The organism is Streptomyces sp. H39-S7, assembly GCF_027158205.1.
In the GTDB taxonomy this organism is placed as follows: domain Bacteria; phylum Actinomycetota; class Actinomycetes; order Streptomycetales; family Streptomycetaceae; genus Actinacidiphila.
This window is the reverse complement of sequence record NZ_JAPVLU010000045.1, coordinates 1-13,419: the sequence shown is the minus strand read 5'-3', so window position 1 is coordinate 13,419 and position 13,419 is coordinate 1. Positions and strand designations below refer to the sequence as shown.

At 68.5% G+C, this 13,419-nt stretch carries 13 protein-coding genes; 3 read left to right on the top strand and 10 right to left on the bottom strand.

Features of this window, described 5'->3' with window-relative positions:
- Nucleotides 1-9: 9 nt before the first annotated feature.
- The 3 genes from O3X23_RS33355 to O3X23_RS33345 all read right to left on the bottom strand — a co-directional run bounded on the left by O3X23_RS33355 (nt 10) and on the right by O3X23_RS33345 (nt 3,085).
- The gene (locus tag O3X23_RS33355; RefSeq protein ID WP_269276194.1) at nt 10-1,416 is read right to left on the bottom strand and encodes an MFS transporter; all 1,407 of its coding nucleotides are present in this window, start codon (nt 1,414-1,416) and stop codon (nt 10-12) included.
- Nucleotides 1,413-2,036: an ArsR/SmtB family transcription factor gene (locus tag O3X23_RS33350; protein WP_269276193.1), complete on the bottom strand. Its 624-nt coding sequence runs from the start codon at nt 2,034-2,036 to the stop codon at nt 1,413-1,415. Before O3X23_RS33350 ends, O3X23_RS33355 begins: the two co-directional genes overlap by 4 nt.
- A gap of 89 nt (nt 2,037-2,125) precedes the next feature.
- Nucleotides 2,126-3,085 (bottom strand): hypothetical protein, encoded by a 960-nt coding sequence (locus O3X23_RS33345; RefSeq protein ID WP_269276192.1) that lies wholly within the window; start codon nt 3,083-3,085, stop codon nt 2,126-2,128.
- A gap of 137 nt (nt 3,086-3,222) precedes the next feature.
- On the opposite strand from O3X23_RS33345, the gene O3X23_RS33340 reads away from it, so the two are divergent.
- Nucleotides 3,223-3,981 (top strand): alpha/beta hydrolase, encoded by a 759-nt coding sequence (locus tag O3X23_RS33340; protein ID WP_269276191.1) that lies wholly within the window; start codon nt 3,223-3,225, stop codon nt 3,979-3,981.
- 1 nt (nt 3,982) lies between these two features.
- Here the strand turns inward: O3X23_RS33340 and O3X23_RS33335 are convergent, their stop codons facing one another.
- Complete coding sequence (locus tag O3X23_RS33335; protein WP_269276190.1) at nt 3,983-5,182, bottom strand: CapA family protein; 1,200 nt, start codon at nt 5,180-5,182, stop codon at nt 3,983-3,985.
- 120 nt (nt 5,183-5,302) lie between these two features.
- On the bottom strand, nt 5,303-5,917 hold the full coding sequence (locus O3X23_RS33330; RefSeq protein ID WP_269276189.1) for a flavin reductase family protein: 615 nt from the start codon (nt 5,915-5,917) through the stop codon (nt 5,303-5,305).
- A gap of 768 nt (nt 5,918-6,685) precedes the next feature.
- Between O3X23_RS33330 and O3X23_RS33325 the strand changes: the two genes are divergently transcribed.
- A complete protein-coding gene (locus O3X23_RS33325; protein ID WP_331283975.1) occupies nt 6,686-7,645 on the top strand; it encodes a helix-turn-helix domain-containing protein in 960 nt (319 codons plus the stop codon).
- Between the two features lie 135 nt (nt 7,646-7,780).
- On the opposite strand, the gene O3X23_RS33320 is transcribed toward O3X23_RS33325, so the two are convergent.
- From O3X23_RS33320 to O3X23_RS33315, 3 genes are all read right to left on the bottom strand, one after another.
- The gene (locus O3X23_RS33320) at nt 7,781-9,037 is read right to left on the bottom strand and encodes an ice-binding family protein (protein ID WP_269276187.1); all 1,257 of its coding nucleotides are present in this window, start codon (nt 9,035-9,037) and stop codon (nt 7,781-7,783) included.
- 337 nt (nt 9,038-9,374) lie between these two features.
- Nucleotides 9,375-9,638, bottom strand: coding sequence for a hypothetical protein (locus O3X23_RS44010; protein WP_443048054.1), 264 nt, complete (start codon nt 9,636-9,638; stop codon nt 9,375-9,377).
- Between the two features lie 867 nt (nt 9,639-10,505).
- On the bottom strand, nt 10,506-10,832 hold the full coding sequence (locus tag O3X23_RS33315) for a MerR family transcriptional regulator (protein WP_269276186.1): 327 nt from the start codon (nt 10,830-10,832) through the stop codon (nt 10,506-10,508).
- A gap of 745 nt (nt 10,833-11,577) precedes the next feature.
- Between O3X23_RS33315 and O3X23_RS33310 the strand changes: the two genes are divergently transcribed.
- Nucleotides 11,578-11,985, top strand: coding sequence for a hypothetical protein (locus tag O3X23_RS33310; RefSeq protein ID WP_269276185.1), 408 nt, complete (start codon nt 11,578-11,580; stop codon nt 11,983-11,985).
- A 27-nt stretch (nt 11,986-12,012) separates the two neighbouring features.
- On the opposite strand, the gene O3X23_RS33305 is transcribed toward O3X23_RS33310, so the two are convergent.
- Together O3X23_RS33305 and O3X23_RS33300 are read right to left on the bottom strand one after the other, a co-directional pair.
- A complete protein-coding gene (locus O3X23_RS33305; protein ID WP_269276184.1) occupies nt 12,013-12,309 on the bottom strand; it encodes a hypothetical protein in 297 nt (98 codons plus the stop codon).
- Nucleotides 12,310-12,849: 540 nt separating this feature from the next.
- Complete coding sequence (locus tag O3X23_RS33300; protein ID WP_269276183.1) at nt 12,850-13,167, bottom strand: SCO5918 family protein; 318 nt, start codon at nt 13,165-13,167, stop codon at nt 12,850-12,852.
- Nucleotides 13,168-13,419 lie beyond the last annotated feature (252 nt).

Here is a 13,419-nt window from a genome sequence, read left to right as displayed (position 1 = left end):
AGTGGCGGGTCACCGCAAGCCGTCGGCGGACACCGGGGACGTCGGCAGATCACGGGCCCGGCGCACCGGCGAGAAGACCAGGATGAGAGCGGCGAGCGGCACACCCGCCGTCGTGATCCACATGGCGGCGCGCAGGCCGAGTACGGTGCCCAACGTTCCGCCGAGCAGCGCGCCGAGCGGGATCGTGCCGAAGTTGATGAACGACGTGCTCGCGGTCAGGCGACCGAGCAGCTCCGGCGGGCAGTAGCTCTGCTGGAAGCTCGCCTTGATGACGTTGCCCGCCACCACCCCGGCGGCGACGCAGAACCCACCCGCCACGTAGAGCAGCATTCCCGCCCCGTCGACGGTGAGTGGGATGAGCAGGGCGAACACCGCGAAGCCCAGCTCGAACAGGAGCGTGGCGCGCGCCGTCCCGAGGCGGGCGGCGACCCGGCGGGCGGCGAACGCCCCCGCGATTCCACCGCTGCCGGCGGCCGCGATCAGCGCGCCGACCGTACCGGAGCCCACGCCGACCTCCCGCACCAGGAAGACCACCTGGACCGACTGGTACCCCATCAGCGCGAGATTGGACGTCGCGCCGAACAGCGTCAGCGTGCGGATCCAGGGATCGCGGGTGGCCAGCCGCAGCCCTTCGCCGACCTCCTTGACCAGTGCTCTGGGCGCGCGTTCGGCCTTGGCGGTGCGCGGCTCGCGGTGCCGGATGCCCGACAGGCAGAGCAGCGAGACGAGGAACGTGGCCGCGTTGGCGAACATTCCGTTGATCGCGCCCGCCAACTGGGCGATCAGACCGCCGGATCCGAGTCCCACGATCTGCGCGGCCGACGCGCTGCCGTGCAGCTTGGCGTTGCCCTCGGGCTGGTCGGCCGGGGCGAGGATGCTGGGGAGGTAGGCCGTGTAGGCGGTCTGGAAGAAGACCGCGGCCGTACCTGTCAGGAGGGCGACAGCGAGCAGCAGGCCGACGCTCAGCATGCCGGACCAGGCGGCGACCGGGATGCTGATGTACAGCAGGAAGGAGACGGCCGCCGCGCTCAGCATGATCGGGCGGCGGGGCAGCCGGTCCACCCAGACGCCGACGGGAAGGCCGATGATCAGCCACGGCAGCCAGGTGGCGGCCGTCAGCAGGCCGACCTGGAAGGTGGTGGCGTGCAGCGCGGTGACGGCGGCCAGGGGCATCGCCACCCCGGTGACGGACGCGCCGAACTTGCCCGCCGTCTCACCGCACCACAGCAGCCTGAAGTCCCGGTGCCGACGCAGCAGCCCGCCGCGTATGCGGGCGTCCGGGCGCGCGTCGTCCGCGGGTATGGCGTCAGCGCGGAGCACGCCTTCGCTCGAACCGTGGTCCATGTCCGTGCCCGTCTCCGCGTTCGTGTTCGCGTCCATGTGCGTGTGCGTGTCCCTGCCGGTGTCCGCGTTCACGCGCCGCCACGCTCCCTGCGGGGGAACGACTGCAGCTGAATGATGACGGGCAGCGCGTCCTCGCCGGGCTCCGCGTCGGGGTCCGGGGCGTGCCGGTCGATGACGGCCAGCAACTCCGCGCTGAGCGCGTCGAGTTGCGCGGGAGTCATACGGAGGTCGGTCCGGTCGGAGAGAGTGCCGACGCCCTGCCAGGGACCGCCCTGCCAGTCGTCGGCGAGGTAGTTGGCGACCCGGGAGAACGTCTGCTGGATCAACTCGTGCATGTAGACGGAGAGCGCGCCCCGGGTGTCGGGGTCGTACCGGAACTCCGTGGTGTCGAGCGTGCGCCGTTCCTTGACCGCCTGCCACCAGCGCTCGCGCTTGGTGCCCCGTCCGACCACTTCCTCGATGAAGCCGTGCTCGGCGAGCTGACGCAGATGCCAGCTGACGGTGCCGGTGTTCTCACCCAGCCGTTCGGCGAGCCCGGTCGAGGTCGCGGGTCCGTCGAGGTTGAGCAGCTCGAGCATCCGCATGCGCAGCGGGTGCGCCAGCCCGCGAAGGCTGCGGGCGTCGATGTGACGGACGGGCTTCTCCGGATCGGGCGCGGAGGGGTGCGACGGACGTGCGGATTCATCGGCCATGACACTCAGCATAAGTTACAGAGACTTCTCTGCAAAGAACTATCTGCAGAGAAGTCTCTGTCTCATTCGGGCATCACCGCGCGACCCGGTCAGGCGAGTGCCGCCCCGAGCGCCGCGATCGTCAGCGGGTTCCCCCGCGCCGCGTCGAGCACGGTCCGGTCGCCCAGCGGGCGCGAGAGCCGGAACTGCGCGGGCGACGTTCGCATGACCGCGTCGCACGGCGCGTTCTTGGGCAGTTTCCAGGGCCCGACCCGGCCGATGAGGACGACGACGTCCTTCGTCTCGTACACCTGGCCGGGCAGGATGTCCTCGCACGACCCGTGCGAGACCCGGGCGTCGAGGACGAGGCCGTCGGAGGAGATCCCGTTCCAGCCGACACCCGAAGCCAGGCCCTTGATCTCAGGCGCGGACAGACCCGTCTGTGACTCCTCCGGAGGCCGATCGGGGGCCACGGCAGGAAAGGCGAACGGCTGGGCGTAGCCCTCGATGGTGAACTCCCAGACGGGGATGGTGGCCCGGCCCCGACTCGTCGCCTGGGTCCGGGTTCCGCCCTTGACTCCGGTCACCCGCAGCCGCCGGTCGCAGCCCGCCCCCTCACAAGGGAGCCGGTTCATCACCAGTCCGTCGAACACCTGACGGGTCGTCAGTGCAGGGCGTGTGACCGTCGTCCCGTCCGACCACGTCACCGTTGCCTCTCCGTCGCCCGGCGCCGTTGTCGGGAGCTGCGTGGCGAGGTCGAGGTGCCCGCTCATGAACGCGACCTTGTCCCCGTCGCTGCGGAACGCGTCCGGCGGGAGCCACTCCGTCCTGTCGACCGGCCGGTACCTCTTGCGCCAGACCTGTTCCGCCGCCGATCCCGTCCAGGCTTTGGCCACCTCGGCCGCCCGCCGTGCGGCAGCCCCGTCCGGACGCCCGGCGTCGGCGGTCACCAGGGCCCCCTTGCCGGCGGGAGCGTCCGACGCCGTCCGCACCCCCTCGGCGCCGCACCCCGCGACGGTGAGCGACACACATAACAGGACTGCACTGGTGAGAGCGGCACGACTGCGCATGACGGGTCCTCCATGACAACGCCCCGGCGGCGTACCCCTTCGACGTGAGTCGGGTATCGACGGTTCCGGGTACGGTGGGGCCGGGGAAGCTGATCATGCGGCGCAGCGCGCGTGGTGACGATCTAGGGGGCAGTGCCATGACGGCGGACATCGAGATGGCGACCGAACTCGTCTACGGGACGAGCGGCAAGCGCATCGACGTCCATCGGCCCGCAGCCTCGTCGTCGGCTTCGCCCGTGGTGCTCCTCTGGCACGGCCGCGGCGGCGGCGAACGGGACGTGCTCGCGCCGCTCGCCCGGAGCGCCGCACGACTCGGAGTCCTCGTCCTCGTGCCGGACTGGCATCCCGACGCCCCCGACGGCGGCCGGTCGCAGTTGGCCGAGTCGGTCACGTTCGCGCGCGAGAACGCGGCCCGCTTCGGCGGGGATCCCGAGCGGATGATCCTGGCGGGGTGGTCACTGGGCGCCAACGCCGTGCTGGGCGTGGCCCTCGACCCGGCCGCCCTTGACCCGGCCGTGCTCGACGGCTGGCGGCCGCGCGCGGTCGTGGGTATCTCCGGCGGATACCGCTTGCCGGCGCCGACCACGGGCACCGTCCCGGTTCTCGACGCGACCCGGTCCGGCGAACCGGTGCCCCCGATTCCGGTCCACCTGGTGCACGGCACCACCGACTCGTCGGTGGACATCGCACAGTCACGTGAACTGCGCGACGCCCTGGAGGAACGCGGCTGGCCGGTGCGGCTCCACGAGTTCGCGACCGACCATGCCGGCGTCATCATGGCCGAGTACAACGTGGAACATCGGCGCTGCCTGCCCAGCACGGCAAACCATGCCGTCGACGCCGGGACGCGGACCGCCCGCTTGCTGGCCCGCGCCGCCGGGATCCCCGACTCCTGACTCACGGGACCATGGTCAGCCCCGCAGCTCCACCACCGCGGCTCAGGACCATGGCGCGGATGTGATCACGGGCCTTCAGGTAGTCGACGCGGCCCGGCTGCCGGCGCAGCGCGTCATTGAGAGTCACGACGCGGAACGGCGGCCCGAGGTCCATCAGTTGCGGAAGGAACTCCGCCTCGCGCACGCTCCACCGCTGCCCGGCCGTCGCGGGCGGAGCGAACGTGAACCGGGCGATGGACCCCATGTTGCCGCGCGCGTCCTGCTCGTCGTCGTAGTTGAACATGTGGCCGGCGACCTGGTCGCCCATCCCGTAGACGACCCAGGTGCCGTTGACCTTCTCGTACGCCTGGGGGATGTGGGCGTGGGTGCCGAGGATCAGATCGATGTCCGCCCGCCCCCCGGTCCGCGCGGCGGTCAGCTTTCTGGCGAGGGAGAGCTGCATCTCGTTCGGATCGTCCTGCCACTCGGTCCCCCAGTGCAGACTCACCACCACCACATCGGCCCCGGCCTTCCGGGCGGCCTGGGCGTCGGCGAGAATCCGTTCCGGGTCGATGAGGTTGACCGCCCACGGCTGCCCCTCGGGCAGGGGGAACCCGTTGGTGTCGTAGGTGTACGCGAGCTGCGCGACGGTGGCGCTCCCCGCCCTGAGCAGCGTCGGCCGGCGGGCCTCGGCGGCGGAACGCGCCGAACCGGTGTGCCGGACCCCGACCGCGTCCATGGCGTCGAGCGTGTGCCGCACCCCGTCCGCACCGTCGTCCAGCGTGTGGTTGGACGCCGTGGAGCAGGAGTCGTAGCCGGTGTCCTTGAGCGCCTGGGCGACCTGTGGCGGCGACTTGAACGTCGGGTAGCCGGTGAAGGGGCCGTCGTTCGCGCCGTACACCGTCTCCATATGACAGATCGCCAGATCCGCCTTGGCGACGACCGGCTGCACGGCCGCGAGCATCCGGTGGAAGTCGAAACCGGGCCCTGCCGCATCCGCCCGGGCCTGGCGGATGATCTCCGCATGGGGCAGGACGTCCCCGGAGGCGACGAGCGTGAACCCCTTCGGCTGAGTGGCCCCGCCGGACGCGCGCGCCAGGTCCGCTTTCGACCCGGGTACGACCGGTGGCCCGGTGGAGGAGCCGTCACAGGCACTGACAGCAACGGTTCCGAGCAGGGCGACCGCGGCGGCCAGGGCCCTGCGTCGTGTGCGGATCGGCATCGGCGCGACTCCATGATCGGGAAACCCGACTATCAGCCGATCACACCGCGCGATCCACAGGACATACGGAACCTGCCGCCCCCATCACCCCTGGGAGACACCGCCGTCAGCCCATCCGGCCTAACCGCCGGCGCCGGGCCAGTCCGCGTAGCGGATCCGGGAGAGCTCCAGCACCTCCCCGAGCGCCCCCCACTCGTCCTTCCCCAACCGCGCCAACGGCCGCAGCTTCCGCACCTCGGGATGCCCGTCGACCAGCACGGCCTCGGACACGGCGGCGTGCACGACCCGCCCGAACACCACGGTCGAGTCCCCCATCCGCAGCATGCTGTGCATCTCGCACTCCAACGCCACCGGCGACGCCGCCACCCGCGACGGCTTCACCCGCAAACTGGGCTCCCGAGCAATCCCCACCGCCTCGAACTCACTCACCCCAGCGGGAAAGTCCGTCGCCGTCGCATTGATCTGCTCGAACAAATGCTCCGGCGCAAAGTTCACAACAAACTGCCCCGTCCCCTCGATATTGCGCAACGAGTCCTTCCGCCCAACGGAAGTGAACTGCACGATCGGCGGACTGACACAGGACACGGTGAAGAAGCTGTGCGGTGCCAGATTGTCGGTGCGGCCGTCCGGGCTGACCGTGGACACCCAGGCGATCGGCCGAGGCACAACCACCGAGGTCAGCAGCCTGTAGAAGGCAGCCCGATCAACAACCGCAGGATCAAAGTCAATGCGCATGCCAGCCAGTGTGACCGGCGCGGGGCAAGAGGTCCGAGGGGCGCACCGTGGGCCCTGACCTGCGGCAGCATCAAAGGTGACGGCAAAGCATCTACCATGCCGTGGCCCGACTGTTCGTCAGATTGCGCCACGCTACGGCCTCCGCGCCGCCCGGACCATCTTCGCTCCTGGCCAGCCTCGTGCGTCGACACCGCTGTCCTGCAAACCAATGACGCCAAACATTCGCAAATTTATCCGGGTAACGCCCCAGAGCCATGCTTCACGCCTCACCAACACTGTCAGCGCTTCCGGGTCGGCATTGGCCGGGACACGATGTCCCGCCCAGTCCATCGCGACGGTTCGGGCCATGGGCAGACATCATGAACCTGCGCGGGCTTGTGCTTTGGCGTGCTCGGCGGATGCAGCGGCGGTGCCGGCCTACCACACACTGGTCACAGCTGCGACTACGGAGATGCCAGCTCCGGCCGCGATCCAGTCTCCTGCGCCCATGCTGCCTCCTTTTGCGTTCGCTGTGCAGCAATCCTTCCAGGGATCGGCGGGAGCGACTCAGCCGGCAGTGAGACCTGAGGCGGGGTGGGTGGGCGGGGAGCGGCCACCCTGTCGGGGTTAGCTCGACCCTGACGGGTGCCTCATCGGCACGGGGATGTGACCAACTACAGGCCCACCATGACGACTCCTACCTGAAAGGTCCGCGTAGGTGATCGTTTCTGCAACCCGGATCACCTAATCTGCAAGCGGCCGCTGAGAAGTCGGCGGTAGGACAGTCCGATGGCTGTCCCTGGGTTCTGTGGCGGAGGTAGTCGTTCTGTGTCGGCGCACGTTAATCCTACTGTCGGAAGGCGCCGCGTAGGAGCGGAGTTTCGCAAACTTCGAATGAGCCGGGGTTTGACAGCTCAGCAAGTGGCAAAGCAGTTGCTGGTCTCACAAGCAAAGATCAGCCTTTTGGAAAATGGTCGCCGCAGGGTCAGTTCACGTGATGTCCGAGACCTCTGCGAGGTGTATCAAGTCGAGGATCCACACCTTGTCGAGACGCTGATGCGCATGGCCGAGGAATCGGGTCAGTCAGGCCGGTGGAATGCGTACGGGTATATCCCGCACAGCGCCTACCTCGACCTCGAGAACGACGCTTCGGCCATCCACTGCTACGAATCCCTGGTGATCCCCGAACTGCTGCAAACACCCGCCTACGCCCGGGCGGTCATTGCAGGAACGATCCCGCACGCCCGGCCGGAACAGATCCACACGTGGGTCCATGTAAGGTTGCTCCGCCAGAAGCGGGTCGACGACCTGGACCGCCCGCTGCGCTTGTGGGTCGTTCTGGACGAATCAGCCTTGCTGCGCGTTGTCGGCGATGGCGAGGTCATGAGAGAGCAATTGGAGCGATTGCTCGACTTCTACATCCGGCCGCACGTCACCGTACAGATCTTCCCGCACCACGGAGGAGCGCATCCGGGAATGGCGGGGCCATTCACGATCGTCCGATTCGCGGAGGCCTCGGACCGGAGCATCGTGTTCCTGGAAGGGCTGACCAGCGACCTTCATCTGGACAAACCCTCGGACGTGGAGCGCTTCGAGGTCATCCACGAGCGTTTGCAGGCCAGGGCGCTGGACCCGGCCGCTTCCAGGCAGCTCATCACTGATGCCATCAAGTTCCATATCGGCGCGGAGTCCAACGGCTACACGCATCGCCACGTCCCGCCGGCGCCTGCTCGCCCGGGCGGTGCGTGACGGACTCGATGACGACCCGCCACGCACCGCGATGAGTACGATCAACTGCAGGGTTTGCGCCCTGGCCCGGTGATCGGATATCAGATCACTGTCTCGACCCGGGCCGTGGTGCCATGTGCAGTCGTTGCGATGAACTTATTGCTTGGCCTCGTAGGCGCCGTGCGAGTCGTGCGGCGAGTCCTGGCCCTCGTGAGCCGGAGGCTGAGCACCGTAGCCGTAGCCGCCGGTTTCCCCACCGTGGTCACCACCGCTCGCTCCGCCGTGGTCACCGCCGGGATAGCCGCCGGTTTCCCCACCGTGGTCACCGCCGGGATAGCCGCCGGTTTCCCCACCGTGGTCACCGCCGGGATAGCCACTCGCTCCACCGTGGTTGCCACCGTTGTCGCCGCCCGGGTAGCCGCTGGTAGTGCCCGCCGTGGAGCTGCCGGTGGTGCCCACCGTCGTGCCGCCCGTGGTCACCCCGGCGATGAGACCGCCAGGGGTGCCGCCGATGACACCGCCGGTCAGGACACCGCCGAGCAGCCCGCCGTTCGTGCCGCCGGTGGTCACCCCGGCGATGAGGCCGCCTGTGGTGGTGGTTCCACCGGTTGCGGTGCCACCGGTGGTCGTACCCGCGACCAACCCACCGGAGACCAAACCACCCGTGGAACCGGCCGCACACGTAGCGCGGGTGATCCTGTTGGTGTCCAGCGTCACGGAGCCATTACGCGCCAGCGCCCGGCCGTCGATGCTCGCTCCCGTGGTGGCGTTGATCGACGTCAGCGCCAGGATGGTGCCGACGAAGGTGGAGTCGGTGCCGAGGGTGGCCGAACTTCCGACCTGCCAGAACACATTGCACGGCGCGGCACCGTTGATGAGGAGTACCCGGCTCGCGGACGCGGTCGTCAGACCCGAACCGACCTGGAAAACCCAGACGGCATTCGGGTCGCCCTCGGCGTCCAGGGTCAGGGTGCCTGTCAGGTGGAGTGTGGAGGAGGCGGTGTAGACACCCGGAACCAGCGTCAGGCCGCCGGCGTCCGGGGGGAGTGCCTCGTCCGTGGCCTGTCCAGCGGCGTTGTTGTACGCCGCGACCAAGTCGCTCTTGGTTTGGAGCGCGACTCCATCCGCGGAGTGTTGAGCTCCATTCACCTGGCCGGGCGGGAACCCGGTGATTGACGTGCCCGGACTCACGCCGAGGTCTCCGGTGATCACCGAAGGACCGGTATTGGTGACCGACTCACCGGCCAGCACTGCGAAACTGTCCGCCGTCGCCAGGGGCACGGGTGTGGCGGTGGCGAGCGCCGGACTCGACGCCATGGCAACCATCAGTGCGGCCATGACCGTGGCGACTACGGCCGCGATCCAGGCCGAGAGGGTGCGTGCATTGGGAACTACGGGGGCATTCAGGGTCATCGAGGGGCCAACTCCTGTGTGCGGTAGTGGCGCAATCGGTGCTTCTATGGCAAACGGAGGCGCCGACTTCTGTCACCGGCATATTACGGAGTCACGCAATCCCCGATAAGAAGCATCCGGGTGATAAGAGAATGTCACCTTTATGCATCCGTCCTGGGATCATCACATGAACGCGCTCAGCACGGGAGCTGTTCGTTCCATGGGCGGATGTTCGCATCATAGACTTGGACCAGCTCCTGCCGCCGAGCGACGACGTCTATGGACCAACAGGTCGACGGAGCCCTGGCCCCTTACTGACCTTTCAGGTGTGAAGTCGTCATGGTGGGCTTGCGGCGAGTCACATTCTCGTGCCGACGAGGCGGCCGCGATGATTTGCCTGCGGTACTGAATTTCGCGCAAGCCGCGGCGAACTGCGTGGATCAGGTGCGGTGAAGGCGGTGGGTGCCAACCGACCGCGCCGCAGCGCGGACCAGATACCTGCGACCGGGTCGAAATCGGGTGCATAAACGGGAAGATGATAGACGGTAGGCCAGTCTCGTGCGGCAATGAAACGACGCATTCCGGATGTGAGGTGTGAGTTCAAATTGTCCCGGACGAGCACCGAGTGCCGCCGAGTTGGCGGCGGGCTTCTTACCGGAGGTCACGGTGGTCGATCCAGGCAAAGCCCTTGCGGCCGTCGCGGTGCGGGTATGAGGTTGGGGCCGGTAGATCAGCCGGGAGCGCCGTCCGGCTATGCAGCACGTCTGGGCAGCGATCAACAGACGCCTGGCGAGAACCCATTAGGGCATACGCGGCAGTACGCCTACATCAAACGCCCGCTGAGGAGGCGCGCGTTGCCCAAGCGCGGTGGTCCGCTGGTCTACCGGCAAATGCAGCGCCCTATTTGTAACGGGTGGATGGACGTACACGGGGTCCGCATCTGGTGTCCGACGACACCCGGCCGGGCTGGCAGGTCGCTCTCGGATGTTGAGGTCACAATCGCGCCGGAGATGTCACCCACCGAGCACCACAGCGCCCGTGCCTGCTCCGGTTCGACGCGTGCCACGGCCACCGCGGCGCCGCGCGTGCCGGCCAGGCTTCGTGGATTTCCTTGATGGCCTCGTCGGGAGTTCGGCTGTTTCCCGTGCGGAAGGCCCGGGTCGCGGCCTGGGCAGCCAACTGCGCCAGGGGGCCGTGGCAGGCAACAACGCCCTGATGCCCGCAACGGGAAGGGAGCCGGCAGCACAGCGACCACTGGGTCTCGCTAATACTCCTGCGACTCCTCCTGTGCCGTTGCGCCAATCGTCCTGGCCGTATCCGGCCCGCACCGCCCGGTACACACGCATGGCGGCACAGCCCCGCCCGCAGGAGGCAGAACTGAGTCTTCAGAGCACGAGGGGTCGAGGGTGGAGGATGTTCCGGCGGCTGGCTTGCGCACCGGGTATGTGATGCGACGGGGAGCAGATTGCCTGGCGCGCGGCTCCTGTGCTCAGGCGGCGGGGTGATGGGTGCGGGTGCGGAGCTGGGCGTTGCGTGTGAGGGCTTCTTCGAGCTGGTCCTGTAGGGCGACGATGCGGCAGGCGGTGTCGATGGCGGTGCCCTGGTCGACGAGTTCACGGACCCGGGCGGCGATGCGCAGTTGGTAGCGGGAGTAGCGGCGGTGTCCGCCCTCGGACCGCAGGGGGGTGATCAGTCGGGCGTCGCCGATCGCGCGGAGGAAGCCGGGGTTGGTGCCGATCATTTCGGCGGCGCGGCCGATGGTGTAGGCGGGGTAGTCCTCGTCGTCGAGACGGCCGAAGGAGACCTCTGCTGTCATCTCACCTCACTGGGAAACGGGCGAAAGGGTGTGAAGGGAACGCATGGAGGGGCCCTGGCGCGTGCAGCGCCAGGGCCCCGAAGGACGGAAAACACCACCTGCCGGCCCTGGTACTGCGCCGGCCTACTGTGTCCGCACGACCGACCGAGGTCGGGAGTGCGGGGATCGCGAATGCGTGACCGGAGACCACCTCACTATCGATGTCCTGCGGTACCCGGACTCAAGCGTTCAGCCCGGGCGATCCTGATGGCGCTCAACCCCTCCGTTCCCTCTAGATCAATCACTTACCCAATCCGTACTGCGAACTTCTGGTGGCCTTCACCGCACCACCCTCCGACAGCCAGCCCCGTCGCCCGTCCTGCAACTGCTCTGGCTTAGAACCCCACTGCCAAACCTCCCGATGCGCGCGCCCGCAGCCGACGCCTTCACCGAGGAACCACTGGGTACTGCACTGCACCTGCGCGGCGGCCCCTCCCGGGGCGGCCCGGCCCGGCAATCAACCCTGCGACCCACCAGCACTGCACTGGCCGCCGGATTCCATCACCGTGCCACCTACTTTGCGCGGCAGTTCGTGTCTTCCGCGCCCTGCTTCCTTCTTGGCTACGAGAGGAACACTACACACATCCGGAAGCGAATGTCTACTTCACCTGGGATAGATTTTTGTGGCACGAACCGACAGGCATCCTGTCTCCCGCTCGGCAGGGGCCGCGGGCGGCGGGCGGCATGGGAGGGGTAGGAGAACCGCATGAGAGACGACCAGTCACCGTCCGTCCCGCAGACGGACATCTGCGATGCGTGCGCCCGGCCACTGACCGACGGGTGCCACCTGGGCGTCGTCCGGGACTCCTCCGCGATCCACCCCCGCCACCAGGCGCGTGACGGGCGGCGCCTGATCGCCGCCTGCTCTCCCGAGCACCTCGTGGCGCTGCAGCGGGAGTACCGCGAGCGGCCTTTCGTCCATGAGGAGTTGCGGGCCGGGCAGATCCTGCGTGCCCTGGCTCAGCAGCCCGACGGAGTGGCTGCCGAAGCCCTGTGCGCGGCCACGGGGCTGGATGATCTACAGATCCGACGCGCTATGGAGTGGGAGCAGCATCGGGCTCGGCACCGCCCGCAGTCCTGCGAGCACCACCTGCACTCCCCCGATGCCGGGTGACGGTCTCGACCGGTGGGGTGCGGGTGGTCAGGGCAGGTGGGTGGTGATGTTGCGCAGGGAGTGTCCGGTGCCAAAGGCCAGGGCCCGCATGCGGGCGAGGGCTTCGTCGAAGGGGATCCCCAGGCGCAGTGCCAGGGCTCCCGCGGCGCGGTGGGTGGCTCCCCAATGGGTGTCCAGAAAGCTGGCCGGCTCCCACGGCAGGTCCGCCCCCCGGAGAAACACCGTCCGGTAGCTGTCCACGAGCGCCGCGGCCGCGGTGTCCACGGCCGCAGCCGCCTGTTGGGTCTGCGCCCAGGCGGTGGCGCGGGGCCGGGCGTAGAGCACGGCGACCGACCCGAAGCGCTCATTCCGCCTCCAGCGCCTCGCGCCACGCGTGACACAAACGCCCTGGCAACCCCGCGGTATCGCCCGCCGCCGCCTGGCTCACCCGGCGCAACCCCGACCACCGCTCCACCACGACCACCGCCATCCGCACAGCAGTTCCCGCTCCACCCCGGAGCACCACAGACTCCCAACTCCCCTACCGGCGCACAAGGTTCGCGCTGGAGGACACCTCGATTCCCCGACCAGAGCCCGCTAGGCGAGCGCCGGCGTGCCGGGTCGCCCACCCGCACGAACGGCTGGCCGATTCCGCAGCCTGCCGGGTCGTTGGACGGGTGTGGAGACGACGGATACGGGCTGCCGGCGGGCAGGGTGACGTTGGTCCGGAGCTACCGTCCGGCAGACGCTCGGTGAAGTCGGGGTGGTCGGGCAGCAGGCAACGGTGCGGCGGCATCGCGGAAGATGCCGACCCGCGTGGCCCGGGCCGGCCATGAAGCGGGTGGGGCCACGGCTGCCGAGGTCACATGGAGTGCGGTGGGCCGGTCAGCTGTAGGCGGGCGTACCCAGCATCGCTGCCGCGGCCTGGAGTGGGCTGAGAACAGCGGCGGCAGTCACAGCAGCAACGTGGGGTGTGGGGCGGCAGGTGAAGCCGAGTCGGGTCATGGCCCGGGTGATCTGCTCGGCGGTGAAGTCACGCCGGTCCTGTCGGGTGAGGACCTGGCCGACCTGCTTGACGGGGTAGGTGCGGCGACTGATGATCACGCACTCTCCGGTGACCGGTTCGGGCTTGACGCCCCGCATCCTGTCCTGCACTTCGGCCTTGACCAGGTCGAACGGGAAGCCGGCGATGATGCAACGCATAGGACCTCAACAAAGGGAGGGGACGGTCGGATTCCTCAGAGTCCCACACCCGGACCTCCGGCGGGAAGATCAACCCGCCGATGGGAAATCCGGCACGAGGGCCGGTATTCGTGCTACGTTGTTGCCAGTTGCAGTTGTGGTACCCATGAACTTTGTGTGCACTCGACGGGCTCGACCCGTGGGTGCATTTTTTGTTTGGCCGGTCATCTCCGGATGGGCTCATCGCGGCGACGCGGACTCCGCACAGTGCGG